Raw genomic sequence first — 26,197 nt, 5'->3', positions numbered from 1 at the left:
TGTACAATTGACAATTCCACGTACATTGCCTAAATAATTGTACCATGCCTAAGTATTGTTTAACGCTCGATTTAAAAAACGACCCTGCTTTAATTGCTGAGTACGAAAAGTATCACCAGCAGATCTGGCCGGAGATAAGGGAAAGTATTTTAAATTCGGGGATTGTGGGTATGGAGATCTACCGCTATGATACGCGCCTGTTTATGATCATGGAGGTTAACGAGAGCTTCAGCTTTGAGCGCAAGGGCGAAATGGATGCCGGCAACGCTAAAGTGCAGGAGTGGGAAAACTTAATGTGGAAATACCAGCAACCGCTAAAAAATACAGCCAAAGGGGAGAAGTGGGTGCTGATGAATAAGATTTTTGAACTGTAGAGAAGAGAGTCAGGAAATCAAGAATTAAGAATCAAGATATTAAAATTAAACCGACTTACATTTTCTATCTTGACTCCTGATTCCTGACTTCTTGAATCCACTAACCAACTATACAATAAACCTATGCTTAAGAAACTAAAACTACTCCTCTTGCTGGCCTTATTAGGCGGCTCACCTGTTTTCGCACAAAAACAGATCGGTAACGAAACAGATGCCCAAAAGCAAAAACGAATGGAATGGTGGACGGATGGCCGTTTCGGCATGTTCATTCACTGGGGTTTGTACTCCGGCGCTGCCCGGCACGAGTGGGTAAAGCATAATGAGAAGATTGACAATGCAGGTTATCAAAAGTATTTCGACCAGTTTAACCCCGATTACTTCGATCCTAAAAAATGGGCAAAAGCCGCCAAAGCTGCCGGGATGAAATATGCCGTGCTTACCACCAAGCACCACGAAGGTTTTTGCCTGTTCGACTCCAAATACACGGATTATAAAGCTCCCAACACCGCCGCTAAACGCGACTTGGTGCGCGAGTATGTGAACGCTTACCGCGCCGAAGGCCTGAAAGTCGGCTTTTACTATTCCCTGCTCGACTGGCACCACCCGGATTATACCATTGATGAGCATCACCCGCAGTCGCCGCTCGATAAAAGCGATGCTTCTTACACACAGCTGAACAAGGGCCGCGATATGGCCAAATACCGCCAGTATATCCGCAATCAGATCACCGAGCTGCTGACCAACTACGGCAAAATTGATATTTTATGGCTCGATTTTTCATTCCCGCAGAAAAACGGGCATGGCAAGGGCAAAGATGACTGGGGATCGGTTGAATTATTAAAGCTGATCCGGAAACTGCAGCCGGGCATTATTGTTGATAACCGCCTTAACCTGGAAGAATACAAAGACGGCGCTGATTTTGAAACTCCAGAACAGGTGAGCACCGCCGAGCTGGCAAAATACAGGGGCAAAACCTGGGAAACCTGCCAGACATTTTCAGGCTCATGGGGTTATTACCGCGATGAAAATACCTGGAAAACGCACCGTCAGCTGCTCGATCTGCTGATAACCTCGGTTAGCAATGGCGGCAACCTGATATTAAATGTTGGCCCCACCGCCCGCGGCGAGTTTGATTACCGGGCAACCAAAGCTTTGGATAGCCTTGCCACCTGGATGCATGCCAACAACCGCGCTATTTACAATTGTACCTATGCTCCGGATAGTTATAAGATCCCTGAAAATGATAAGTTAACTTATAATGCCAAAACTAGACGCCTGTATGTACATTTGTATAATTATCCGGCGGGCGGCACAGTAACTTTGCCGGGTTACGCGGGCAAAATAAAATATGCGGCGTTTTTAAATGATGCTTCGGAGCTGTTATACAAGCCATCGGCCACAAACCCGGATGATCTGGTGTTAACGCTTCCGGCTAAAAAGCCTGATTTTGAGATCCCGGTAGTTGAGCTAACACTTCAATAATGAATTAAAGAAAATGTCGACACAAAAACATAGCTATATCCGCATCCACCCAAAAGATAATGTATTGGTGGCTTTGCAAAACCTGGCGCAGGGCACAGAAATAAACTTTGAGGGCCAAACCTTTAAGTTAACTGAAAAGGTTGATGCAAAGCATAAATTCAGCATAAACGCACTGCAGCCCGAAGATGAGATCTTTATGTACGGGGTACTAGTGGGCAAGGCAATGCAGCCTATTCCGCAAGGCGGGCCGATCAGCACACAAACTGTTCACCATGCATCGGGCGAGTTTCACCTTGGCAAACGCAAGCTCGACTGGCATCAGCCGGATATCAGCAAGTACACAGGTAAAACGTTTAACGGTTACCACCGTGCAGATGGCTCGGTTGGTACCGGCAATTACTGGATTGTTGTGCCTCTGGTATTTTGCGAGAATCGCAATATTGATGTGTTGAAAGAAGCGCTGGTTGATAAGCTTGGCTACAAAAAAGCGAAAAGCTATGAGGGTGATGTCGACCAGCTGATCAGCCTTTACCAGGCGGGTAAGTCGGTTGAAGAGATCCTGAATGCAGATATCCAGGTTACGGCAGACAAAGCAAAATCAAACCGTTTTTTTAAAAATATTGACGGTATCAAATTCCTCACCCACGAAATGGGTTGTGGCTGTACCCGCAGTGACGCACAAACTTTGTGCGGAATAATAGCTGGTTACATTACGCACCCAAATGTAGCAGGTGCAACCATATTGAGCCTTGGCTGCCAAAATGCGCAGGTAAGCATTTTGCAACAGGAAATAAAGGTACGCGATGCCAATTTCAGTAAACCTTTAGTGATATTGGAACAGCAAAAAGTAGGCACTGAAAGCGATCTGTTAAAGCAGGCCCTTAAACAGACCTTTGCAGGGTTAATGCAGGCTAATCAAACAGAACGCACACCAGCACCGTTGTCAAAACTATGTATCGGGTTGGAGTGTGGTGGCTCTGACGGGTTTTCGGGGATCTCTGCAAACCCTGCATTGGGCTATGTAAGCGATCTGCTGGTAACTATGGGCGGGTCGGTAATATTATCCGAATTCCCGGAGCTTTGCGGTGTAGAACAGGAGCTAAGCGACCGTTGTGTGGATGAAGACAAAGCCAATTACTTTATGCAGCTGATGACCACTTATAATAAACGCGCGGAGGCAGATGGATCTGGCTTTTATGCCAACCCTTCGCCTGGCAATATTAGGGATGGGTTAATAACAGATGCCATAAAATCGGCAGGGGCGGCAAAAAAGGGCGGAACATCGCCGGTTGCTGATGTGCTTGATTATCCGGCTAAGGTATCCAAACCGGGCCTTAATCTTTTATGTACCCCCGGCAGCGATGTGGAAAGCACCACTGCCGAAGTAGGCGCAGGTGCAACTATTGTATTGTTTACCACCGGCCTTGGTACGCCGACCGGCAACCCGGTTACCCCGGTTGTTAAACTATCAACAAACACGGCTACCGCATTAAAAATGCCCGATATTATCGACATTAACTGCGGAACAATTATAGAAGGCGATGAAACCATCCAGCAAGCCGGTGAGCGGATCCTGGATTATGTGATCCAGGTTGCCAGCGGCGAGACTGAGCCCGCATCTGTAAGATTAGGGCAGGATGACTGGATCCCCTGGAAGCGGGGGATCTCGTTGTAAAATTACAGAAACGTAAAAGCTTGGCGCAGAGTTGACTCACCCGACGACTCCGCTAGCCAGCGAATGGTCGACCTTTCTTCGCCTGCGGCGAAAAGAGGTGGGGAAAAGAAAAAATAGAAATTCTTCGGCCCTCTTTACCGCTTGCGGAAGAGAGGGCAGGTCGAGCGAAGCAATGACCGGGTGAGTAAATATGCGAGCGATATTAACGCTAATGCTCAGATGTAAAGGCGTGAGAAATGCTTTTGGATTAACAAAAATAACAGTCTCCCCAATTGGGGGAGATTTAGAGGGAGCTAAATAGGAACACAAATGTTTAAACTAACCAACAAACAAGTAATAATAACAGGCGGTGGCAGCGGCATAGGCAAAGCAATGTCCATTATGTTTGCAAAACAGGGAGCAATCGTGCACATCATCGAACTAAATGAAGACGCAGCGAGTGATACTGTTACCGAAATTAAAGCTGCAGGCGGCTATGCCTTTGTTCATAAATGCGATGTAAGCAATCAGCAGCAGGTTATGGATATTTTTAACTCGATAGGAAAAATTGATATACTAATAAACAATGCAGGTATTGCCCACATCGGTAAAGCCGATAATACCAGTGAAGCTGATTTCGACAGGATCTATAATGTGAACGTAAAAGGCGTGTATAATTGCTTGTTTGCTGCTTTACCATTAATGAAAGCCAATAATGGCGGTATAATATTGAACACATCATCTGTAGCCGCTCATGTAGGTATAACCGACAGGTTTGCCTACTCAACCAGTAAAGGCGCCATCCACGCCATGACCTTATCAGTAGCGCGTGATTATATGGTTGATAACATCCGCTGTAACAGCATCTCGCCTGCAAGAGTGCATACGCCATTTGTAGATGGGTTTATCGCTAAAAATTATGCGGGACAGGAAGCTGAGATCTTTGAAAAGCTTTCAAAATCGCAGCCAATTGGCCGCATGGGTCAGCCTGAAGAAATTGCTGCGCTGGCGCTGTACCTGTGCTCGGACGAAGCTGGTTTTATAACCGGCACCGATTATCCTATCGACGGTGGGTTTATTACGCTAAACAACTAAATCACATGATAAAAAAACTCACCCTGCTTCTATTGTTTTTGTACTGTTGTAGCGCCAATGCTCAAACTGCAAAGTACACGCCAACAGCCGATAACCTGGTATCGCGCGAAAAATTCCAGGATCTCAAATTCGGGCTGTTCATCCATTGGGGCATTTACAGTGAATTAGGAGCAGGCGAATGGGTAATGCACGAGAAAAACATCCCCTACAATAACTACAAACGCCTCGCTGACTTTTTTAATCCGCAAGGCTTTAATGCCAAAGAATGGGTAGCTTTTGCTAAACGGGCGGGCATGAAATACATCACCATCACTTCACGTCATCATGATGGTTTCAGCATGTTTGGCACCAAAGCATCACCCTATAACATTGTTGATGCAACACCTTACCATAGAGACCCCTTGATGGAACTTGCACAGGAATGCCAGAAGGAAGGAATTGAGCTGCATTTTTATTATTCGTTGCTGGATTGGGGCAGACCTGATTACGCATTTGGCAGCCCTATTGTTAACGGCAAGCCTGTAAAGGGCGATTGGGACAGCTATATAAAATTTATGAAAGACCAGCTTACCGAGTTGATCACCAAATACCCCGGCGTAAAAGGGATCTGGTTTGACGGGCAATGGGAGCGCCGCTCGGTTGACTGGCATTTTGACGAGATCTATGGGTTGATCCATAAACTTAATCCTGCTATACTGATAGGCAATAACCATCACCTTGCACCTATTGATGGCGAAGATTTCCAGATGTTTGAGAAAGACCTGCCGGGTGGTAACACTACCGGCTTTAGCGGCGAATCGAAAATTGGCAAGCTGCCTTTAGAAACCTGCGAAACCATTAATAACAGCTGGGGTTTTAATATAACCGACCGGAGCTATAAATCGGTAAAGCAGATCATTCATTATCTTGTAAATGCAGCCGGGCGCGATGCTAATTTTTTACTCAACATTGGCCCCATGCCAAACGGAAAAATTCAACCTGAATTTGCAGATACGCTTGCCCTGGTTGGTAGCTGGATGCAAAAAAATGGCGAAAGCATTTATGGTACCAGGGGTAATATTATAGCTCCTCAGCAATGGGGTGTAATTACCGCTAAAAACAAGACATTATATGCACATGTATTTGAGCTGCCGCAGACTTACATATTTTTGCCCGAAGTAAAAGGAAAAATAACCAAAGTTGCCCTCATGAGCGATGGCAGCAGCGTAAAATACAAACAGGTGCCCGAAGGTGTTTTTGTTTACACCAGCAGCCTTAAGGCAGATCCTGATGACACTATTATACAACTAACTACCAACTAATAATAATATGAAGCTGATAAGATTTGGCGAAGCCGGAAAAGAAAAGACCGGCGTGATCATTAACGATAAAAAGTACGATACATCTGCATTTGGCGAAGACTATGGAGAAACATTTTTTGAAAATGATGGCTTAACCCGTTTAAGTTATTTTTTGGAGGATAGCCTGCTGCCCGAAATTACGGAAGATGTACGCCTGGGTAGTCCGCTGGCACGGCCGTCAAAAATAGTTTGCATAGGATTGAACTATGTAGATCATGCCAAAGAAACCAACGCCACACCGCCAACCGAGCCGGTGATCTTTATGAAATCAACAACGGCCATCGCTGGTCCGTTTGATAATATTATTATCCCTAAAAACTCTGTTAAAACCGACTGGGAAGTTGAGTTGGCCATAGTTATCGGCAAAAAAGCAAGCTATGTAAGCGAAGCCGATGCGATGGATTACGTGGCGGGATATGTGCTGCATAACGATGTATCTGAACGCGAGTTCCAGATAGAGCGCGGCGGCACCTGGGATAAGGGGAAAGGCTGCGATACTTTTGCGCCGATAGGCCCCTTCTTTGCCACAAAAGATGAGATATCCGACCCGCATAACCTGCGCCTGTGGTTAAAAGTTAACGGCAAAATCATGCAGGATGGCACAACCGCAAATTTTATATTTGATATTCCGCATTTGATCTCATACACCAGCCAGTTCATGACGTTATTGCCCGGTGATATAATATCTACGGGTACACCTGCAGGAGTTGGCCTGGGCATGAAGCCTCCCGTTTATCTTAGGGCAGGCGACGTGATTGAATTAGGTATTGATGGATTAGGTGAGGCTAAGCAAACTCTTGTTGCATACAGTTAAGCTGCATTAAATAACATCCCTGAAAGCAGCAATATATTTATCAATGTATTGCTGCTTTGTTTTTGATTTATACTGCATAATAAACCGTGGATGCTCCAAAGCGACTATCTTTTTGAAAAAGCCTTTTTCATCATTGAGCTTCCGCAAAAAAGTTTCGTTTTTGCCTGTACCAAAGCAAAAACAGGTATCGGTACAATTACCCAGGTCAAGTTGCTTTTGGATATTCTCCACCATAAAGTCATACACGGCTGCCGTTAGTTCTTTGCTATCGTAATAATTGTAATTTATTTCCTTCCCATCTTTTGTATTGGCAGTAAAGCCTAATGGGCACATGGAGTTGATGTAAATATGCTTATAAAACTCCTCAGCTCCGCCAAAAGCTGCAATCACCTCGTATACAAATACGGATGATGGCTCGTGTGTTTCTTTACCTTCATAGTTTATGCCACAAACAGCCTTTAATCGCTTCGAATCGGTAAAGGGGATTCCGGTTACACCACCGCCAAATCTGCCGGGGTTAATGCCCAGTATCAAATGCCGTTTATTATCGTCATTATAATACTTGCCATAAAACTGTTCCGTTAAGCTATTGGCTTGCGGGTTTTCCTTAAACGGGTTCATAATGTTGATCCCGTCAGGCAGCGTTCCCTTAAAATTAAGTTGCTTATTAAATTGAATTACTTTTTCGGCGAAGGTCATGGTAGATTGATAAAGTACTGATCGGTAAAATTAAATGGATATATCCAATTTGTATCCAATCTTATCCAAAAAAATAGATCTGAAAACAACGAGAGTAAAAAACATCATTTTTTACTCTCGTAATAACAACAAGGGCGTTTGTTACTCTCGACTTACCCCAACAAAAAGCCCCGGCAGATAACATCTGCCCGGGGCTCTCACATTAAATCGTATTAATATTATTGCTGTATTGCTTTTCCGTCAAATGTTGCTGATTTCAGGATCTTTTCGGCAACGGCAACAGCCGCTGGTGACAGCGGTGCATAGTTCAGATCATTACAATATTTCTGGCCATTGTGAATGTTCCACCAAAGTAGCTTTACTACTTTGTCAGCACGATCTTTACTGCGGCCGCTATAGTTTTGCTCTTTGTATATTAATGCCCAGGTAAACCCGCTGATAGGATAACCATCTTTAGCATCAGTATTGCTTAATGAAACTTTAGCATCATCAGGTATAGTGATGTTACCTGCTGCGCTTGTTGAAGCAACGGTTGGGGTAATGTAATTCCCACTTTTGTTTTTCAGATCGGCAAAGGTCATTTTATTTTGAATGGCATAAGCAAGTTCGATGTAGCCAATAGCACCCGGCGTTTGTTTTATCAAACCTGCAACACCTTCGTTACCTTTTCCTCCAAGTCCAACCGGCCAGTTAATGGCTGATCCTTTTCCTGGTTTGGTGTTCCAGTCGCTGCTAACTTTTGCAAGGTAGGTGGTAAAAATGTTAGTTGTTCCGCTGCCGTCGCTTCTATGGGCTATAAAAATCCCGGTTGATGGTAACTTAACACCCGGATTTATTTTTGCAATGGCTGCATCATCCCATTTGGTTATCTTTCCTAAAAAGATATTGGCCAGCACTTCAGGGTCTAATTTTAAAGTGCTTTTCAATTCAGGCAGGTTATAGCTGATAACAACAGCGCCGGAGCACATAGGAATATGTAATACATCGGCGCCCATTTTTTTAACCTGGTCGTCATTTAATGGCGCGTCTGAATCGCCAAAATCAATGGTTTTATTGGTAAGCTGTAAAATGCCTCCGCCTGAACCGATAGACTGGTAATTTACTTTTATACCGGTTTCTTTATTATATTCAGCAAACAATTTTGAAAAAAGCGGGTAAACAAAGGTACTTCCTGCACCAAGCAAAGTATTTGCATCGGCAGTTGAAGCTGTAGCAGCAGCTGGTTTTGCTGAACTGTCGCTTCCTGATTTTGTATTGTTACCACCACAGCTTATTAAAGCTGTTTCTGCCAGCAGCATTGCTGCAAAGGCAAATTGACTTATTTTAAAAAATTTCATTTTAATGTTTTTAATTGTCTAACAACAAATAGACGACTTAGTGTTATCTCCTTCGTTACGTTATTGTTAACAAATTGTAAAGTCGATACATAAATATTTAATATAGGGCAGAAAAATATACACCCTGGTGATAAAGCCTCCGCACTTTTAAAAAAATTAAATAATGAAAAGTTTTAATAAACTATTATAATGTTATCAATATGGCAGGCTTAAGCCTTTTTACAAATAAATAATAAGGGCAAAATTGAGCTTTTTTAACAATTTGGAAGTAATGCTAAAACGCTATGAAAATAATTGGCATTGATTTAGCTTTGTTATAGCAATCAGCATTTGGCCTAAACAAACATAGGGATAAATTCCTGTACATAAACCAATTGCAGATGCTTTTGCTATTTATTTACTTAGTATACATTTATATGCTTATTGAATTATTAGAGATCGGCGCTTTACTTGCGGTGGTTATTTTACCTTTATTTTTTCCGTACAAAAAGAAGGTGAGAGCAATTAAAATTCCCAAAAACCATAATGATACATCGGAAGCCAATTATGCCATTAATGAGCATGGCTTTTTAGAAGAGATCCAGCATGATAATTTGAAAAGTCATGCTGATTAGCAGGTATTAATAAAGCCTCTGCCAATGCTGGTCGGAGGCTTTTATTTTGATATCCTATACTAACTATATAGGGTATATAACTTCCATTGATATGAATGCCCAATTGGTTTTTATCCCTGTAATATTCTTATCAGGTCATTATTAAGGTAATATACTTCCTTCCCATCTTTTTGGGGGCTTAAAATCCCTGTTTTTACCAGGTCTGTCATATACTTGGATAATGTAGTACGTGAAGATCTTTTTATTAATTCGCCAATAGTTCTGGCTTTTAAATAAGGCTGACTAAAAATAGCTTCATTAATTTCTTTATTATACCACTTCAATTTTGATTTTCCATAGTTAAGCGTGGCATTCATTTGCGACAGGATTTCTAAAATTAGTTTCTCCGTTAAAAGTGATGTGTTTTCAATCGCGTCAAGCATATACAATATCCATTCTTTCCACGCACCGCGTTGTGTTACCGTTCCTAAATTATAATAGTAATCATCTTTATTTATAATGATATATTTGGAAAGATATAGTGTAGGTTGTGATAACAAACCTTTATTTACCAGGTAAAGCAGATTTAAAATACGCCCCGTTCTTCCGTTACCATCCTGAAACGGGTGTATAGCTTCAAACTGGTAATGTGCAAAACACATTTTCAGTAATGGATCGGTAGGATATTTTTCATCATCGTTCAAATAATCCAGCAGGTTTACCATAAGTTTTTCAATCAATCCAACCCCTCTTGGTGGGGTGTAAATAATCTCTCCTGCTCTAAATTCGCTTTGCCCTCTTTTAATTGTTGTTTGTGATTGCGGAGGCCGGATTCCTGCCGATGAATTTTTTATTTGCCTGAAAATGCTGATGATACTATCAAGATCGATAACTTTCTTTTCATTTATTATTCTGTAGCCTTCCCATAAAGCTTCGCGATAACGTAAAACCTCTTTAGTAGCTGCATTGGCGCTATCTTCCTGTATGGTATCAGACACAGCTTTGTAAAGTTCATCCTCTGTTGTAAAAATATTTTCAATAGCGGTTGATGCTTTGGCTTCCTGTAGAGCGATTGTATTAACCAGCATGAAAGGATTGGGCAGGCGCAGTACCGTATTATTTGCAGTAGCTAATGCCCTTGATGCCGATACCAGTTTTTTAAGAACTTCAACGTCATTCTCAATTTCTCCGTGTGGAGGCAGCAAAGGGATATTATTATAAGGTTGATTTCTATCGTAAGCCATATAATTATGTTCAGTTTTCGAATGTTTTCTGAACGTGATACAATATTACGGTAAAAAACTGGACAAAAAAAGCAACATGTTCAATTTGTAGCCAAAAACTGAACATGTAATCAAAACTGTCCATTTTCTTTAATATTTCTTCTTTAAAATTTAATTTCTTAATCTTGATATGTTTTATAAACAGGGTATACTCTTACCAAAATGAACCACATCAAATCAAAAATTTTAACCGTTTTTTTTAGTTGCATAGCAACCATTACCATTTATGCGCAGCCAAAAAGCATCCCGCAAAAAGTTGAAGCATTATTAAAAAAGATGACCCTGGCCGAAAAGATAGGTCAGCTAAATCAATACAATGGCGACTGGGCAGCTACCGGCCCGGTAACTACCGATGTCGGCAACAAGCTTGACGCCATAAAGAGTGGCGAAGTAGGTTCTATACTTAATATAGTTGGGGTGCAGCACACAAGAGTTTTCCAGGAGGCAGCTATGAAATCGCGGCTAAAAATTCCTTTGTTATTTGGGCAGGATGTGATCCATGGTTACAGCGTTACTTTTCCTATCCCCCTGGCCGAAGCCGCAAGCTGGGATCTAACGGCTATTGAAAGATCGGCCCGGATTGCTGCTACAGAGGCCGCAGCGGGCGGCGTACACTGGACGTTTGCACCCATGGTTGATATTGCCCGGGACCCACGCTGGGGCCGTGTAATGGAGGGAGCCGGCGAAGACCCATATTTAGGCTCATTAATTGCAACTGCCCGCGTTAAAGGTTTCCAGGGAAATGGTTTAGGGAACCTGGATGCCATTATGGCCTGTGCAAAACATTTTACAGCTTATGGCGCAGCTATTGGCGGTCGCGACTATAACAGTGTTGACATGAGTTTACGTACACTATGGGAAGTGTACCTGCCCCCGTTTAAAGCCGCGCTTGATGCCGGTGTTGGTACGTTCATGAATTCTTTTAATGATTTAAATGGGATCCCGGCATCGGCAAACCGCTATTTGCAGCGTGACATTTTAAAGGATAAGTGGGGTTTTAAAGGTTTTGTAGTGAGCGACTGGGGATCTATCGGCGAAATGATAAACCATGGCTACGTAAAAGATAATTATGAGGCTGCTGAAGCTGCTATAAATGCGGGCAATGATATGGATATGGAAAGCCGCAGCTACATTAACAACCTGGCTAAGCTGGTTGCCGCTAAAAAGGTATCCATAAAAACTATTGATGAAGCAGTAAGGCGCATCCTTACCAAAAAATATGAGTTAGGCTTATTTAATGACCCCTTTCGTTTTAGTGACGCCGAACGCGAAAAGCGGATATTAAATACAGATGAGCATATAGCGGCGGCTCGTGATGCTGCCCGCAAAAGCATAGTACTGCTAAAAAATGACAAACAGTTATTGCCTTTGTCAAAAAGTATAGGCTCAATTGCTCTTATCGGCCCAATGACGAAGCTGAAAAAAGAGAACAAAGGTTTTTGGGCGCTGGATGTTGGGGACGAGAACCAGGTAGTTTCATTATACGAAGGCATGCAGCAGCAGGCAGGTAATACCAAACTGCTTTATGCAAAAGGATGCGATATTACCGATACCAGTCGCGCAGGTTTTAATGAGGCTTATAAAACGGCCATGCAGGCCGATGTGGCAGTAATGGCTATGGGTGAAAGATTTGACATGACCGGCGAAGCCAAAAGCCGCTCAAACATTCATTTACCCGGTGTGCAGGAAGAACTGATAAAAGCTATAGTGGCAACCGGCAAACCTGTTGTGGTGCTGCTTTACGCTGGTCGGCCTATGGTGTTCGACTGGACCGCCGATCATGCGCCGGCAATTTTATATACCTGGTGGCTGGGTAACCAGGCCGGCAATGCCATTGCCGATGTATTATATGGCAGTTACAACCCTGCCGCAAAACTGCCAATTACCTTTCCGCGTACTGAAGGGCAGATCCCAATCTATTACAATCATTATAATACCGGGAGACCTGCTAAAACTGATAGCGATGTAAACTATACCTCGGCTTATATTGATCTGTTGAATAGCCCCAAATTTGCTTTTGGACATGGCTTAAGCTACACCACTTTTAAATACGATAACCTTAAATTAAGTAAAAAATCGATGCTGAAGAGTGGTGCAATAACTGTTTCTTTCGATCTGCAGAACACCGGTAAATATGCCGGTGAAGAAGTAGCGCAGCTTTATTTGCGCGATATGGTATCGCAGCCTCTGAGGCCCGTAAAGGAGCTGAAGGATTTTAAAAAGCTGATGCTGCAGCCCGGTGAAAAAAAGACTATAATTTTTACCATAAATAAAGATAAGCTTGCTTTTTATAATGATCAGCTGCAACGCATCACTCAGCCCGGCGAGTTCGGATTGATGATTGGCAGCGCATCTGACGATATCAGACTACAGGATAGTTTTGAACTGGCTAATTAAATTTTGACAAACCTATATGAAAATACTAACTCATAAAAACTATAATGAAATGTGCCGGGCTGCGGCTGACATAATTTTAAACCAAATAAAACTAAAGCCCGATTCGCTTATTTGTCTTACATCAGGCGATACACCGGCAGGCATCTACAAGCTGCTGGTTGAGGACGCACAGCAGGGCAAGGTAGATTTCAGCGCTTGCTATTTTGTTGGGTTGGATGAATGGGTAGGGATGGATAAAAACGATACAGGCAGCTGCACCAATTTTCTGTATGAAACCTTTTTCACCCCTGCCAGGATCGATCCATCCCGGATGATGATTTTTGATGCCAAAGCTGCCAATCTTGATGCTTCATGTGCAGCAATGGATAATTTTATAAAAGAGAAAGGCCCGCTTGCCATAATGCTTGTTGGCATAGGCATGAACGGCCATATAGGCCTTAACGAGCCCGGCGCTGATTTTAACTCATATGCGCATCATTCGGCATTGGCGCCGGTAACTATCGAAGTTGGTCAGAAATATTTTACGCATCAAACACAATTAACAGAAGGTATCACCCTCGGCCTAAAACATTTGCAGGAAGCTAAAATTCCAATGTTGTTAGCTTCGGGCATTAAAAAAGCGAATATTATAAAGCTGGCTTTACAGGGCGAAGTAACCAACCAGGTACCGGCTTCCATTTTTCAAACGCTTTCATCAGCTTATGTTATGCTTGATGAAGATGCAGCTTCTTTGTTGGTTCATTAGCTCATTTCTAACCATGATTGTGCATGATTAAAAGATTGAGGGATTTTTCGGCGTTAATTAATCTAAAGACTTTTGACTCAGGACTAAATGTCAATTTATATGTGAAATAACAGAAGTGGTTATGGTTCAAAAAAAGATTTAAAAAAGTCATATCATCAAATTGTAACAATTCATTTTATACCTAACAATTATTAACTAAGCGTGTTACAATCAAGATTAGCCGAACATTAAATCATCGCATAAAATGAAAACAGAAGAATTGATCAGTACAGCCACAGCACTTATGGCTGGTGATAAAGGGTTGCTGGCAATGGACGAAAGTACAGGCACCTGCAACAAGCGTTTCGCAGAAGCAGGTATACCCCAAACGGTTGAGTACCGGCGCGCTTATCGTGAGCTTATTGTAACCACTCCCAATTTAGGTAATTGCTTAAGCGGCGCCATTTTGTATGATGAAACCATTTATCAATCCACAAAAAAGGGGATGCTGTTTATTGATATTTTAAAAAAAGCTGGAATTATTCCCGGGATTAAGGTTGACGAAGGCGCAGTTAATATGGCCGGTTTCCCCGGCGAAAAGGTTACCGAGGGTTTGGATGGTTTAAGGCAGCGCCTGGAAAAATATTACGACCTCGGTGCGCGCTTTGCCAAATGGCGTGCTGTAATAATTATTAATGAAGATACACCAACTAAAGCAAATATTGAAGCAAACATGCACTTGCTTGCCCGTTATGCAGGCCTTTGCCAGGAAAATGGGATAGTACCCATTGTTGAACCCGAGGTATTAATGGATGGCGATCATAGTATAAAAAGGTGCCAAAAGGTTACCGAAAAGGTATTAAAAGCGCTTTTTAAACAACTGGAAAAACAACGGGTTGATCTGCGTGGCATTATCCTGAAACCCAATATGGTATTGCCCGGCTTAAAAAACACAAAACAGGCAAGTATTAATAAAGTGGCAAAGGCCACCGTCAATACCTTGCTAAAATGTGTACCGCCAATTGTACCCGGAATTGCTTTTTTATCCGGCGGACAATCGCCCGAGCTGGCTACAGCACATTTAAATGCTATGCATGTAAACTATAAAGGTAAACTTCCGTGGGCGCTCACCTTCTCGTTTGCAAGGGCTATCCAGCAGCCTGCGATGGACCTTTGGAAAGGCGATGATAAAAATGTAAAGGCAGCACAAAAGGTGCTTTATAAAAGAGCAAGCCTGAACAACGCAGCACGCAGGGGTGAATATACACCTGATATGGAGCAGGAGGAAAATCCTAAGTTAACAGTAATGAGTCAAAAAGTAATTGGGTAATGCGCCTATAAACTAAGGACTCAACACTTTGGACGACTAGTGTTGTGTCACATATAAATAGATATTTAGTCCTGAGTCAAAAGTCTTTAGTTCTAAGTCAAAAAAAGCAAAATTTGACTTATGACTTACGACTAAAGACTGTTGACTTAACACTGGTTGAAATAGCTAAAAATGGAACCATTACAATTATATCCCCTGAAATTTGAACCTATTTACCAGTACCGCATCTGGGGTGGCCGAAGGTTCAGTAAGTTAATGGAAAAGCCTTTACCCAAAAATGACCCTATTGGCGAAGCCTGGATCCTGAGCGACCGTAATGATCATCCAAGTAAAGTAACCAATGGCAAGTTAAAGGGGAAAACCATAAGCGAGCTGTTTAAACTTGCACCAAAACAGTTAATGGGAAAGCTTGCAGATAAGTTTAAAAAGTTTCCGTTATTGTTAAAGTTTTTAGATTGCCAGCAGGTGTTATCAGTACAGGTACACCCGTCTGACAACTTGAAGAAATATATTCCTAAAGGCGAAAATGGAAAAACTGAAGCCTGGGTTGTATTAGAAACGGGCAAAGATGCAACCATTTATGCGGGATTAAAGTCTGGCACTACCAAACAAAAGATAGAAGCTGACCTTGATAAAAACCGGGTGGCTGATGATTTGGCCAGCTTTAAACCAAAAGTTGGCGATAGCGTATTGATTGAGGCAGGAACTGTACACACTTTGGGCGATGTGGTGGTATTTGAAGTACAGGAAAACAGCGACGTAACTTACCGGCTGTATGACTGGGACCGCATTGATGAAAAAACCGGTGAACCCCGCGATCTGCAGGTTAAGGAAGCCCTGGCCTGTATTGATTTTGCAAAAACAGAGATTGGTCCGGTTACAACCGTAGTAAAAACCAGGAAGCCTGAACTGCATGAAATGGTTATTGAAAATGAACATTTCAGCCTGTGCAGGATAACAAGTGAATGCCCGTTTATGGTTGGCAAAGAGGCAAGCCCGCGTGTATTGGTGTGCATTGAAGGCAAGGGAGAAGTAGAAAGCAAAGATGAATTTTATTACCTGGCAAAAGGTGATGTAATGATGCTGCCCGCTACCGTAGGAGCCTGCCCGTTTGTGCCAAAAGGAGAAGTGATAATGTTAGAGTTAAGCTTACCGGAAACTTTTTAGACCATGGTCTATAGTCCATGGACCATGGTCTAAAAAGCACTAATGCCCAATGACTAACCCAATGAAGAAACTAATCGTTTTTGACCTTGATGGTACGCTTGCCGAAAGTAAAGCCGCTATTGATAAGGATATGGCTGAGCGGCTTGCTGCACTTTTAACCGTGGCAAAGGTGGCCGTAATATCCGGTGGCGACTGGCCCCAGTTTGAAAAACAGGTGCTGGCGCATTTGCCCAAAGGAAAAAAGCTGCAAAACCTGTCTATACTGCCTACTTGCGGCACCAAGTTTTACCGATATACAACAAATTGGAAACTGCTGTATGCCGAAAACTTTACCGATGCACAAAAAAGGAAGATCATCGATTCGTTAAATGAAGCAGTTGATGCATCGGGTTATAAAGCAAAAAAAACCTGGGGCGAAACCATTGAAGACAGGGGAAGCCAGGTAACCTACTCGGCATTGGGACAGGAAGCGCCGCTGGATGAAAAGAAAAAATACGATCCCGATTTTAAAAAGCGTGAAAAAATAAAGGAACACCTTGATAAGCTGATCCCTGAGTTTGCTGTGAATTTGGGCGGTGCAACATCTGTTGACGTTACAAAAAAAGGCATCGACAAAAAATATGGCATCCATAAGCTGCGCGATGTTTTGGATATCAGCATCAGCGATATGATATTTATTGGTGATGCTATTTTTCCGGGTGGTAATGATTATCCTGCCAAACAAGCCGGGGCATTCTCCATCCGCGTAAGTGATCCAAACGAAACAAAACGCGTTATTGAAGGTATTATAGGATGCCTTGATAATGGGCGTTTTAAAAAAGGATTTTAAATTTATGGTAGACGTAAAAAAAGACGGTGTTTTATTAAGACAATCGGACCTGGATTTTGAAAATGAAGGTGTTCTTAATCCCGCAGTAATAAGGGAGGGGAATGTAATTCACCTTTTTTACAGAGCTGTTCGTAAGGGCAATTATTCAACCATAGGTTATTGCAGGCTTGATGGACCTTTAAATATTGATAAGAGAGACACAACTCCTTTTTTATCGCCGCAATTGGATTACGAGAAACATGGGATGGAAGATCCCCGGATAGTAAAAATAGACGATACCTATTACCTTACTTATGTTGCTTTTGACGGAGATAATGCATTAGGCGCATTAGCTACTTCAACAAATTTGCAGCATTTTGAAAGGTATGGAATAATTGCCCCCCAAATAAGCTATGCCGACTTTGATCGCCTTACTAAAGATAATTGTGAATTAAATGGGAAGTACCTGCGTTATAATCGCGGTGCAAATATTTTGGCTGATAAGGATCTTGTTTTCTTTCCCCGCAGGATCAACGGAAAATTAACCTTTCTGCACCGTATAAAGCCTGATATTCAAATAGTTTCTATAAATGATTTAAATGAGCTCACTGATGCATTTTGGGAAAATTACTTCCGGCACTTTGACCGGCATATCCTGTTGGCTCCTAAATATCCCCACGAAGTAAGCTATGTAGGTTCCGGTTGTCCTCCGGTAGAAACCAAAGCTGGCTGGCTGCTGATCTATCATGGTGTAAAAGACATGGTAAAAGGGTATGAATATTCCTGTTGCGTGGCATTACTTGATCTGGACGATCCAAAAAAAGAGATCGCCCGCCTATCATACCCTTTATTCAAACCTGAATTGGATTATGAGCTGGCAGGCGATGTAGATGATGTATGTTTTCCTACAGGTACAGCGTTAATTAACGGTGTACTTTACATTTACTATGGTGCAGCCGATGACTTAATTGCATGCGCCTGTGTACGCTTATCAACCCTGGTAAATGAATTGGTAGGCATAGGTAAGGCCAAGCAACAGCAAACGCCGGTTATACCAGTACCGCCCCACCATCAATTGTAATGTTCTGTCCTGTGCCAAACTGCTGTTTCATCAGGTAAATAAAAGCAAGGGCAATATCTTCAGCCTCACCAACACGTTTTAACAACAAGGCGTCGGCCTGTGATTTGTACAAACCTTCACGGTCTGCGTCACTCAGCCCACCCCACAAATTGGTTTTAATAACACCCGGCACAACACTGTTTACGCGGATAGGCGCCAGCTCAACAGCCATGGCCCTTACAAAACCTTCCATAGCCCCGCAAATGCTCGAGGCAATTGACCACCCGGAACCCGGCCGTGCGCTGGCTGTGCCGCTGGTTAATGAAATGGATCCGCCGGCATTAATGTGCGGTGCACCATATTTAACGGCTGTAAACGCCCCCCAGTAACGCAAATTGAAAAATGTACGTGCCTCATCAATATTGGTTTCATTGATAGTATGCAATGTTAAATTCTCACCTGCTGTATACACCAAATGGTCAAAGCTGCCAGCCTGCTCAAAAAATGCTTTAATGTTTTCTTCTTTGCCCAGATCTACAGCAAAACCGGTGCTGCCTTCGGGCAATTCGTTCAAAGCATTATCTATCCGCTGCTGGTTGCCTGATACAATTACCACGCTGGCGCCTTCAGCGCTGGTAGCCTTAGCAGTAGCAAGCCCCAGGCCCGAGCTGCCGCCTAATATGATTATTCTTTTTCCCTGTAATGTTTGATTGGATTTTATTGAAGTTTCCATTGTCGTATTTATTTTAATAAGACAAAGTTGCAGCGTTTAAAATGGAGTGCACTTACCAAATGGTAAATTCGGAAGGATCGGGGCTGATATGATCTGTATTATCCTGTGTCGACTCTCCGCGCGTCATGGCGAGGAACGAAGCCACCTCCGCGTAGGACAATCAACGAACCTTTATACTGATTGGACCTTACAGTCGCTGATCGGTAGCCCACATAGTTCTACTCTTTTGCCCGAATAGCTCAGAGATTGCTTCGAACCTGACTGCAAAGCAGTCAGGCAACGACGATGGTAAGTTGTTTCGTTCCGTTTCACACTGTGTCGGTCAGGAAGCGAACGGAACAAAATATTAATTTCTCACACCTCTTCTAAAAAATAAATATTATAGTTTTTTAAAGTAGTTAATTAATGGCTTGCCGGTGCCGTAGTGTTGCGTTCGCTATTTGAATAGCACAACCTGAAACGCAGTGAAACAATGCAAAATTTACAATTAAATAAATCTTCCGGGCCGTTATTATCTCCCTCCCTTCATTAAGAAAGAAGCAAACGCTATACCCTTAAGAGATTGTGATACTTTCACCCCCCCCGGCAGCATCGCCATTCAAAACCCTATCTGTTCCGTTCTCTCCCTGATCCGGCACACCCTGAATCAAAGTGAAACACTTCAAATTAAAAAAAATGCTGTTTCACCCTGTTCCGGAGTGTGCCATCCAAATAGCGAACGGAACATTTAAGTAAAAATTAGCTTACCCCTTTCCCTAACAACTCCAAAACCTCATCCCAGTTATTAACCCTTTGATGATGGTTATAGTTAACATTATGAAAAGCGTGGAACATAATGGTTGTGCCTTTAAAATGGTCTAGGTTTTTAATGTGGTCATCAATCATATAATCAGTGTTGATAATGCTTTTATCGCCGCAAAAAATAATGTTCCGCCAGCTGATAAATGGAAAATGCTCATGCAGCCATTCCAGCTTTTCGGGTAACGATTGCGGGAACTCCATTGCCGCTGAAACAATGTATACTTCGTAGCTTTCCATCAAAGTTTTTACGGCCTCAACTGCACCCTGCATAAGGGGCAATGTCCTGAAAAAGCCGGGCGTAAAGGCAAATTTACGGGCAGCTGTTTTTTCCGGGAACATTTCATCTTCTTTAAGCCCCTGTATTTCGTGTGTACCTACGCGCACACCGTATTCTCTTTCGTACCAGTTTATAAAATGAGTTTCGGTATCGGCAATAACACCATCCATATCAATAGCAATAGATTTTTTCATAGTTTAAAGGTAAAAAAACATTTTTTGTGATTGGCAGCGGGAGCGAAGAATGGCAAGGCTTTTTTAACTTTCTTTCGCCATCAACGCCAACACTTCATCCCAGTTATTAACCCGCTGATGATGGTTATAGCTAACATTATGAAAGGCATTGAACATAATGGTTTTGCCTTTAAAAAAGTCGAGATTTTTAATGTGGTCATCAATCATATAATCTGTACCGATGATGCTTTTATCGCCGCAAAAAATAATGTTCCGCCAGCTAATAAAGGGAAAGTGCTCATTCAGCCAGCCCAGTTTTTCGGATAAGCTATGCGGGTATTGCATAGCTGCCGAAACAATATAAACATCAAAGTTTTGCATCAGTTCTCTCACTGCTTCAATTGCCCCCGCCATAACAGGGGTGGTTCTGAAATACCCCGGAATACTTGAAAGTTTATTATAGGCATCTTTTTCAGGAACAACATCTTCCTCCCTGCGGCCGGTAAGCTCATGGGGATGCACTTTTAACCCGTAATGTTTTTCATACCACGTTAACAATTGGATCACCTCATCGGCAATAACCCCGTCCATATCAATAGCGATAGATTTTCTCATGGATTAAAGATAAAAAATAGCGATGGCTTTAAAACGCACCGCCATCTAAACGACTTCTTTTTTCTTTTCAGACTTTACCGACTTTCGGACTTTCCCTACTTTCCGACTTCTTTTATCACCGCAATAATATCTTCTTCGCCAAGCGTGCTTTCTGCTTGCTGAAAAGTTTCAAATGCAGCTTCACCAAGCGGTGTTGAAAGGCCAAGATCCTTTGCCAGGCGAAGATCCTTTGCAATATGTTTCAGGGCAAATGCAGCATTGTAATTATCATTATTAATAGCCTCGCCCTTTATTTTGATGAAAGGACTGCCTAATGCACTGTTATTTACAAGCGTTAACAGATCAGTTGCAGCAATGCCGTTTTGCTGTGCAAATACAACAGCCTCGGCCAGTCCCTGTGCATAGATGCCAAGCAGTGTATTAATAACCAGCTTTGCAGTATTGCCGGCACCAGTATCCCCAACGCGCATGGCAAGCCTGCCTATTTTTTCAAGCACAGGCTTAGCTTGCTCAAAAACACTTTCATTACCACCAACCATTATTACCAGCGTTCCATCTTCGGCCTGTTTAACACTTCCTGATACCGGCGCATCCAAATAATGGTTACCCTGCTGCTCACATAATCCGGCCATTTGTTTGCTTATAGCCGGTGATACGGTGCTCATGTTAATGATGATCTTACCGCTGGTTTTAGCGCTCAATAAGCCATCTTCGCCATTAAAAATATCATGGATAGCTTTATCATCCGACACCATAATAATTACCAGGTCCACCTGTTGTATCAGCAAGGCAGGGGTTGCTGCAGTTGTTGCACCTATCGCCCTTAAAATATCTTCTTTGCCTTTACTGCGGTTATAAACGCTAACCGGGTAACCTGCTTTAACCAATTGCTGCGACATAGGGATCCCCATTTTACCGAGGCCTATCCAGCCTATTTTTGTTGTGCTCATTTTTATATTGTTTTTGTAGATTTTATATTAATATTAATTCAGGAGACATTCACGCTAATGTTTACCCCAACGTTATGCCAGATAACCTTTCACACGCTGCGAGGAACTTTTCCTGTGTCTCCACATTTGCCGCTGCCTGGTGAAAAGCACTTAACTTTTTATGATAAAAATATTTACCACTCACTAATGCGTCCGCATCATTGCTCACGGCCAGCCAGGCTTGTGTTACAGGCGCATCTTTCAGGCTATCCGGCGCGCCCGGACCACCCATTTTTGTAGCTACCCATCCCGGTTCCAGTGCATTTGAGTATACATCAGTCCATTTGCGGGCAACGGCAAAAGCCAGTATTACATCATGCAGCTTTGAATCGGCATAGGCACTGAATCCGTTCCATCTCCTGTTGGTCCAGGTAAGGTCTTCCAGGCTTGGATCGCCATCCCGGTGCAGGCCGGAGCTTAAGTAAATGAGCCTTTTTGGTTTAGTAATTAAGCAGGTAAGTATATAAGGCGCCAGGCTGTTTACGGCAAAAACTTGCGACAAACCGTCAACGGTATTAATCCGGCCGGGCTCCTGGTAGCCAACTCCTGCATTATGAATTACAGCATCAAATATACCCGACTTGTTTACCTGTTCAGCAACCTGTTTTGTTTCTGCTATGCTTGACAGATCACCTGTAACTACTGTTTCTGCACCGGGTACTGCCAGTAAAGCTTCTTTACCCCGGCTTTCATTTCGTGCGTGGAGCACCACCTGGTGCCCATCGGCAACCAATAGCTGTGCGGCCATTTTGCCAAGCCCATCCGCCGATCCGGTTATGAATATTCGCGACATATAAACCTCCTTTTATTTGATACAACAAAGGTGGGCATGAAAATGCTTGTAATACTTACCAAAAGGTAAAAATGACGATAGATAATGAATTTATATTAAACCTTTTGATACATAATATAGGCATTGGTCAATCCATTTTGTTGATGATTAAACGCGTCAGGAATCTCGCCGATTATTTTAAAACCCAGCTTTTCCCAAAGCCTTACTGCCCGCTCATTGCTTTTAATAACAAAGTTAAACTGCATGGCCTTATAACCAAGTCGCCTGGCTTCTTCAATTGAAAACTCACCCATTGCTCTGCCTATTCCTAATCCGGCAGCGTCCGGCGATACCATATAGGCCCCGTTTGCAATGTGCCTGCCCAAATCAGGCTGGTTATCTTTTAAAAGAAAGGTACCTGCAACTTTGCCGGCAATGGTGGCAACATAAGTGTGTTTGCCCTCGCTGCACCAAAAATCAAGCATTTTTTCTTTGGGTGATGCGGGATCAAATACATAAGTATCGCCTTTGGAAATTACCTGGCGGATAATCTCCCAGATCTGGTCATTGTCGGCAGGTTTCGCTTTTCTTATTTCAATCATAATTAGCTTATATTTTTACGGATGCGGCTTAGCGATTGCGGTGTAATGCCAAGGTATGAGGCTATATCCTTTAATGGTACCCTTAAAGCAATATCCGGGTTTTGCATAATAAATAGCTTGTATTGGTTCTCTGCATCCTCACCTAAATAAGTGTTCCGCACGTTTATCTTTTCAATTAGCCGCAATTGGTTTTGCTGATCAATTACTTCTTTCATGTAAGGCAGTTTCTTATACAATTCAAGAAGCCTGCTTTTGCTTATCGCCAGCACTTCAGCGTCGCAGGATGCCTGGATAGCTGCGGGTGTTGGCACCTCGTCATTAAAGCTTTGCAATATGGTGCTCAACTGGTTCTCCCTATAAAAATAATGTGTAAGCTCAATACCCTTATCATTAACAGATACAATGCGTAATACGCCTTTGCACAAAAAAAACAGCTCACGACAAATCCTGCCATCACCCTTAAACAGGTAATCTCCCTCCTTAAAAATCTTATGCTCAAAGCAGGATGAAATGATCTGAGCATCGTTGGCAGAGATGTGTCTTATTAAACGCAGGTAGTTGATTAGCTGGTTTTGCATAAAGCAAATATACGACGGGTTTAAAACCTTGAGTGTTTGAAACAAATTCTAATGATGATTGTTTTCCTGGTTCATCCTATTTCACGCAGGCCTTCACCTGCGCTGATGGATGTAGTCCTTTCCTTTGAATATTATGGTTTCCCTAATACAATTGCTCCGTTGGTTGCGCGGATAGCACATTATTTTACTGTTAGATGTTGGTCATTTGGCTTTATTTTGTATAAAATATTAAAGCAATGAAGAAGATAAAAAGACCTCCCCTACTTTTTAAAATTCTGATCGTAGCAATAGTTCTGTTTGCTGCAGCTCAGTTTATCCGCCCCAAACTTAACAACCCGCCAGTTACCGGCGACTTTAAGGCACCAAATGATGTTAAAAATATTGTAGTGCGCGCCTGTTATGATTGTCATTCTAACGAAACCTATCTGCGCTGGTATGATAAGATTTCGCCAGGGTTCTGGCAAGTGGCGGAGCACGTGAAAGATGGGCGCAGTCACCTCAACTTTTCAAAATGGGATAGCTTAGCCCCGGCTGATCAAAAAGAAAAATTATGGGAAGTAGTTAACCAGGTTGCAGGTGGTGCTATGCCTGTTAAAAGCTATGAATTTGTACACCCATCAACTAAAATATCGCCTAATGATCTTGCCGTATTAAAGAAATATGTAGCCGGAATGGCGCAAAGCCATCCAGGTGATACCGCAAAAATAAATGCTGCGGATAAGCAGTACAAACAATGGCAAAATGTTAAACCAGCTGTTAATCTTCCGCAGGCCGCCAATGGGATAACTTACAATCCCGACTATAAAAACTGGCAGCCTATCAGTACCACCGAGCGGTTTGATAACGGCACCATGCGGGTTATTTTTGGAAATGATGTTGCGGTGAAAGCCATAAAAGAAAACAACATCCGCCCATGGCCCAACGGAACCATATTTGCCAAGGTAGCCTGGGACCAGCTGGAAGATATGGACGGCAATATTACTACCGGCGCCTTTAAGCAGGTTGAATATATGATTAAGGACGATAAAAAATATGCATCGACCAAAGGCTGGGGCTGGGCAAGGTTTAAAACACCTAAAATGGTACCCTACGGCAAAAATGCCATGTTCGCCACCGAATGTGTTGATTGCCACAAGCCTTTAAAAGACGAGGATTTTGTATTTACCAGGCCTATTAAAAATTGACATTATGAAATCAGCATATATATTATTGGCAGGTATAGCATTAGGGCTGAGCGCCTGCACAAACACCGTCAGCAACACTGCATTAATAAATAGCGAAGCTACAATACCTGCATCTTTTAACTTCGGTAAAATGGGTTTTAAAGTTATCACCTCATCCATCAATAAAAAGAAAGGCACCATGTCAACGTTGTACGGCAATGAGCTTGCTTTAAAAGCAGCAATAGCAGGTACGGGTACTATAGCTGCCGGCGAAGTTTTCGCGCTGGTTACCTGGAAACAACAGGCAGACGACCATTGGTTTGGGGCTAATATCCCCGGTAATCTGCAATCGGTTGAGTATGTTAAAACATCTGATGCGGGCAATAATATCAGTTACCAAAGGTTTGAAGGTAAAGGCCTGATGTTAAGTACTGATACTTTGCAGAACCGGGAAAGGACAAAGTATATCCTTGATCAGAAGCCATCTGTTATGCCGTAATCTCTGCTGAAAACAAGACCAATCATCCCCAAATGGCGTTTACACCCGGTCTAATGACATTTCAACGATAGTTAAATGACAATTAAATGAACACACTTAATAATTTATCGGAGTACATTTGCTTAACGGTGTTAAATTATTTAATGCCTAAACAAAATGGCTAGTAAAGACAGGATATTACGATTGAAGGAAGAAACCAGGACTAACATTCTGGATGCTGCACTTCAGATTGTTAAGGAAGAGGGATGGCAAGCCTTGAGCATGCGCAAAATTGCCGATGTGATTGAATATACTGCTCCTATTATATATGAATACTTCTCGAACAAGGAAGCAATATTATTGGAGCTTACCCGCCAGGGATATTTAAAGCTGGCGAGAGAACTAACAGAGGCCAGGGACAGGCACCGCCTGCCGGCTAAGCAGCTGGAAGATATGTGGCTAAGCTACTGGAACTTTGCTTTTGCAAACAAAGAGCTTTACCAGGGAATGTTTGGCATAACTACAAACTGCAGCTGTGAGCTTGTAAATGGTTTACCTGAGGCGGATATACCCTATGATCTATTTAGCGAAGTAATAGGCGAGATCATGAATATCAAGGATCTGGAAGGCGATGTGATCTGTACAAAGTATTATACCTTTTGGTCGGTTGTACACGGGTTGGTATCCATTAATTTGTTAAGCCGTGGTTCTTCAGATGAGATCAACCGCCAGGTATTAAAAGATGCGATAGGCGGCATAATAAGGACCATGACTGTATAATTTTTTAACAAAACCGTAACATCGTTAAATTATTTAACAGTGTTAAGTAAATATTAATTTATTAATAACTAAATACATA

27 protein-coding genes are annotated in these 26,197 nt (G+C 42.5%); 17 read left to right on the top strand and 10 right to left on the bottom strand.

All coding sequences use genetic code 11. The features are described 5' to 3' along the window. Nucleotides 1-44: 44 nt before the first annotated feature. The 6 genes from JWQ54_RS22260 to JWQ54_RS22235 all read left to right on the top strand — a co-directional run bounded on the left by JWQ54_RS22260 (nucleotide 45) and on the right by JWQ54_RS22235 (nucleotide 6,759). Nucleotides 45-374, top strand: coding sequence for an L-rhamnose mutarotase (locus JWQ54_RS22260; protein WP_299589561.1), 330 nt, complete (start codon nucleotides 45-47; stop codon nucleotides 372-374). Between the two features lie 123 nt (nucleotides 375-497). After that, nucleotides 498-1,856, top strand: a complete 1,359-nt coding sequence (locus JWQ54_RS22255; protein ID WP_299589558.1) for an alpha-L-fucosidase — start codon at nucleotides 498-500, stop codon at nucleotides 1,854-1,856. A 13-nt stretch (nucleotides 1,857-1,869) separates the two neighbouring features. After that, entirely contained in the window at nucleotides 1,870-3,531 is a 1,662-nt protein-coding gene (locus tag JWQ54_RS22250) for a UxaA family hydrolase (protein WP_299589555.1), read from the top strand. Nucleotides 3,532-3,840: 309 nt separating this feature from the next. Then, the gene (locus JWQ54_RS22245) at nucleotides 3,841-4,605 is read left to right on the top strand and encodes an SDR family NAD(P)-dependent oxidoreductase (RefSeq protein WP_299589553.1); all 765 of its coding nucleotides are present in this window, start codon (nucleotides 3,841-3,843) and stop codon (nucleotides 4,603-4,605) included. 5 nt (nucleotides 4,606-4,610) lie between these two features. Then, complete coding sequence (locus JWQ54_RS22240) at nucleotides 4,611-5,906, top strand: alpha-L-fucosidase (RefSeq protein ID WP_299589550.1); 1,296 nt, start codon at nucleotides 4,611-4,613, stop codon at nucleotides 5,904-5,906. A 7-nt stretch (nucleotides 5,907-5,913) separates the two neighbouring features. After that, nucleotides 5,914-6,759, top strand: coding sequence for a fumarylacetoacetate hydrolase family protein (locus JWQ54_RS22235; protein ID WP_299589547.1), 846 nt, complete (start codon nucleotides 5,914-5,916; stop codon nucleotides 6,757-6,759). A 6-nt stretch (nucleotides 6,760-6,765) separates the two neighbouring features. Here the strand turns inward: JWQ54_RS22235 and JWQ54_RS22230 are convergent, their stop codons facing one another. Beyond that, nucleotides 6,766-7,458: a uracil-DNA glycosylase family protein gene (locus JWQ54_RS22230; protein WP_299589544.1), complete on the bottom strand. Its 693-nt coding sequence runs from the start codon at nucleotides 7,456-7,458 to the stop codon at nucleotides 6,766-6,768. A 218-nt stretch (nucleotides 7,459-7,676) separates the two neighbouring features. After that, nucleotides 7,677-8,795 carry a phosphate ABC transporter substrate-binding protein PstS gene (gene pstS / locus JWQ54_RS22225; RefSeq protein ID WP_299589541.1) on the bottom strand — a complete coding sequence of 373 codons (1,119 nt, stop codon included), beginning with the start codon at nucleotides 8,793-8,795 and terminating at the stop codon, nucleotides 7,677-7,679. A gap of 416 nt (nucleotides 8,796-9,211) precedes the next feature. On the opposite strand from pstS, the gene JWQ54_RS22220 reads away from it, so the two are divergent. Continuing rightward, the gene (locus tag JWQ54_RS22220; protein ID WP_299589538.1) at nucleotides 9,212-9,409 is read left to right on the top strand and encodes a hypothetical protein; all 198 of its coding nucleotides are present in this window, start codon (nucleotides 9,212-9,214) and stop codon (nucleotides 9,407-9,409) included. A gap of 110 nt (nucleotides 9,410-9,519) precedes the next feature. Here JWQ54_RS22220 and JWQ54_RS22215 read toward each other — a convergent pair whose 3' ends face one another. After that, nucleotides 9,520-10,632 (bottom strand): Fic/DOC family N-terminal domain-containing protein, encoded by a 1,113-nt coding sequence (locus JWQ54_RS22215; protein WP_299589536.1) that lies wholly within the window; start codon nucleotides 10,630-10,632, stop codon nucleotides 9,520-9,522. A gap of 201 nt (nucleotides 10,633-10,833) precedes the next feature. Between JWQ54_RS22215 and JWQ54_RS22210 the strand changes: the two genes are divergently transcribed. The 6 genes from JWQ54_RS22210 to JWQ54_RS22185 all read left to right on the top strand — a co-directional run bounded on the left by JWQ54_RS22210 (nucleotide 10,834) and on the right by JWQ54_RS22185 (nucleotide 18,178). Continuing rightward, nucleotides 10,834-13,068 (top strand): glycoside hydrolase family 3 N-terminal domain-containing protein, encoded by a 2,235-nt coding sequence (locus JWQ54_RS22210; protein ID WP_299589533.1) that lies wholly within the window; start codon nucleotides 10,834-10,836, stop codon nucleotides 13,066-13,068. A 16-nt stretch (nucleotides 13,069-13,084) separates the two neighbouring features. After that, on the top strand, nucleotides 13,085-13,813 hold the full coding sequence (locus JWQ54_RS22205; protein WP_299589531.1) for a glucosamine-6-phosphate deaminase: 729 nt from the start codon (nucleotides 13,085-13,087) through the stop codon (nucleotides 13,811-13,813). Between the two features lie 244 nt (nucleotides 13,814-14,057). Continuing rightward, on the top strand, nucleotides 14,058-15,122 hold the full coding sequence (locus JWQ54_RS22200; RefSeq protein WP_299589529.1) for a class I fructose-bisphosphate aldolase: 1,065 nt from the start codon (nucleotides 14,058-14,060) through the stop codon (nucleotides 15,120-15,122). Between the two features lie 171 nt (nucleotides 15,123-15,293). Beyond that, nucleotides 15,294-16,289, top strand: coding sequence for a type I phosphomannose isomerase catalytic subunit (locus JWQ54_RS22195; protein WP_299589526.1), 996 nt, complete (start codon nucleotides 15,294-15,296; stop codon nucleotides 16,287-16,289). A gap of 61 nt (nucleotides 16,290-16,350) precedes the next feature. After that, nucleotides 16,351-17,118: an HAD-IIB family hydrolase gene (locus JWQ54_RS22190; RefSeq protein WP_299589523.1), complete on the top strand. Its 768-nt coding sequence runs from the start codon at nucleotides 16,351-16,353 to the stop codon at nucleotides 17,116-17,118. Nucleotides 17,119-17,122: 4 nt separating this feature from the next. Next, a complete protein-coding gene (locus JWQ54_RS22185) occupies nucleotides 17,123-18,178 on the top strand; it encodes a hypothetical protein (protein WP_299589520.1) in 1,056 nt (351 codons plus the stop codon). On the opposite strand, the gene JWQ54_RS22180 is transcribed toward JWQ54_RS22185, so the two are convergent. The 7 genes from JWQ54_RS22180 to JWQ54_RS22150 form a co-directional block, all read right to left on the bottom strand. Continuing rightward, nucleotides 18,147-18,890, bottom strand: coding sequence for an SDR family oxidoreductase (locus JWQ54_RS22180; protein WP_299589518.1), 744 nt, complete (start codon nucleotides 18,888-18,890; stop codon nucleotides 18,147-18,149). The genes JWQ54_RS22185 and JWQ54_RS22180 overlap by 32 nt on opposite strands. Nucleotides 18,891-19,628: 738 nt before the next feature. Then, nucleotides 19,629-20,162: a 5'(3')-deoxyribonucleotidase gene (locus tag JWQ54_RS22175; protein WP_299589516.1), complete on the bottom strand. Its 534-nt coding sequence runs from the start codon at nucleotides 20,160-20,162 to the stop codon at nucleotides 19,629-19,631. Nucleotides 20,163-20,225: 63 nt separating this feature from the next. Next, nucleotides 20,226-20,756 carry a 5'(3')-deoxyribonucleotidase gene (locus JWQ54_RS22170; RefSeq protein WP_299589513.1) on the bottom strand — a complete coding sequence of 177 codons (531 nt, stop codon included), beginning with the start codon at nucleotides 20,754-20,756 and terminating at the stop codon, nucleotides 20,226-20,228. A gap of 95 nt (nucleotides 20,757-20,851) precedes the next feature. Beyond that, nucleotides 20,852-21,706 (bottom strand): NAD(P)-dependent oxidoreductase, encoded by an 855-nt coding sequence (locus JWQ54_RS22165; RefSeq protein ID WP_299589510.1) that lies wholly within the window; start codon nucleotides 21,704-21,706, stop codon nucleotides 20,852-20,854. A 61-nt stretch (nucleotides 21,707-21,767) separates the two neighbouring features. Then, on the bottom strand, nucleotides 21,768-22,538 hold the full coding sequence (locus JWQ54_RS22160; protein ID WP_299589507.1) for an SDR family NAD(P)-dependent oxidoreductase: 771 nt from the start codon (nucleotides 22,536-22,538) through the stop codon (nucleotides 21,768-21,770). Between the two features lie 95 nt (nucleotides 22,539-22,633). After that, nucleotides 22,634-23,119, bottom strand: coding sequence for an N-acetyltransferase (locus tag JWQ54_RS22155; RefSeq protein WP_299589504.1), 486 nt, complete (start codon nucleotides 23,117-23,119; stop codon nucleotides 22,634-22,636). A 2-nt stretch (nucleotides 23,120-23,121) separates the two neighbouring features. Continuing rightward, the gene (locus tag JWQ54_RS22150; protein ID WP_299589502.1) at nucleotides 23,122-23,697 is read right to left on the bottom strand and encodes a cyclic nucleotide-binding domain-containing protein; all 576 of its coding nucleotides are present in this window, start codon (nucleotides 23,695-23,697) and stop codon (nucleotides 23,122-23,124) included. A gap of 36 nt (nucleotides 23,698-23,733) precedes the next feature. Here JWQ54_RS22150 and JWQ54_RS22145 point away from each other — a divergent pair, with 36 nt between their 5' ends. From JWQ54_RS22145 to JWQ54_RS22130, 4 genes are all read left to right on the top strand, one after another. Further along, on the top strand, nucleotides 23,734-23,937 hold the full coding sequence (locus tag JWQ54_RS22145; RefSeq protein ID WP_299589499.1) for a hypothetical protein: 204 nt from the start codon (nucleotides 23,734-23,736) through the stop codon (nucleotides 23,935-23,937). Then, the gene (locus JWQ54_RS22140; protein ID WP_299589497.1) at nucleotides 23,934-24,881 is read left to right on the top strand and encodes a heme-binding domain-containing protein; all 948 of its coding nucleotides are present in this window, start codon (nucleotides 23,934-23,936) and stop codon (nucleotides 24,879-24,881) included. The genes JWQ54_RS22145 and JWQ54_RS22140 overlap by 4 nt, the downstream gene beginning before the upstream one ends. A 4-nt stretch (nucleotides 24,882-24,885) precedes the next feature. Continuing rightward, nucleotides 24,886-25,359, top strand: coding sequence for a hypothetical protein (locus JWQ54_RS22135; protein ID WP_299589494.1), 474 nt, complete (start codon nucleotides 24,886-24,888; stop codon nucleotides 25,357-25,359). A gap of 156 nt (nucleotides 25,360-25,515) precedes the next feature. Beyond that, nucleotides 25,516-26,118 carry a TetR/AcrR family transcriptional regulator gene (locus JWQ54_RS22130; protein WP_299589492.1) on the top strand — a complete coding sequence of 201 codons (603 nt, stop codon included), beginning with the start codon at nucleotides 25,516-25,518 and terminating at the stop codon, nucleotides 26,116-26,118. Nucleotides 26,119-26,197: the final 79 nt, after the last annotated feature.

The organism is Mucilaginibacter sp. (assembly GCF_028288225.1).
Classification (GTDB): domain Bacteria; phylum Bacteroidota; class Bacteroidia; order Sphingobacteriales; family Sphingobacteriaceae; genus Mucilaginibacter.
This window is presented reverse-complemented; position numbering and strand designations above follow the sequence as displayed.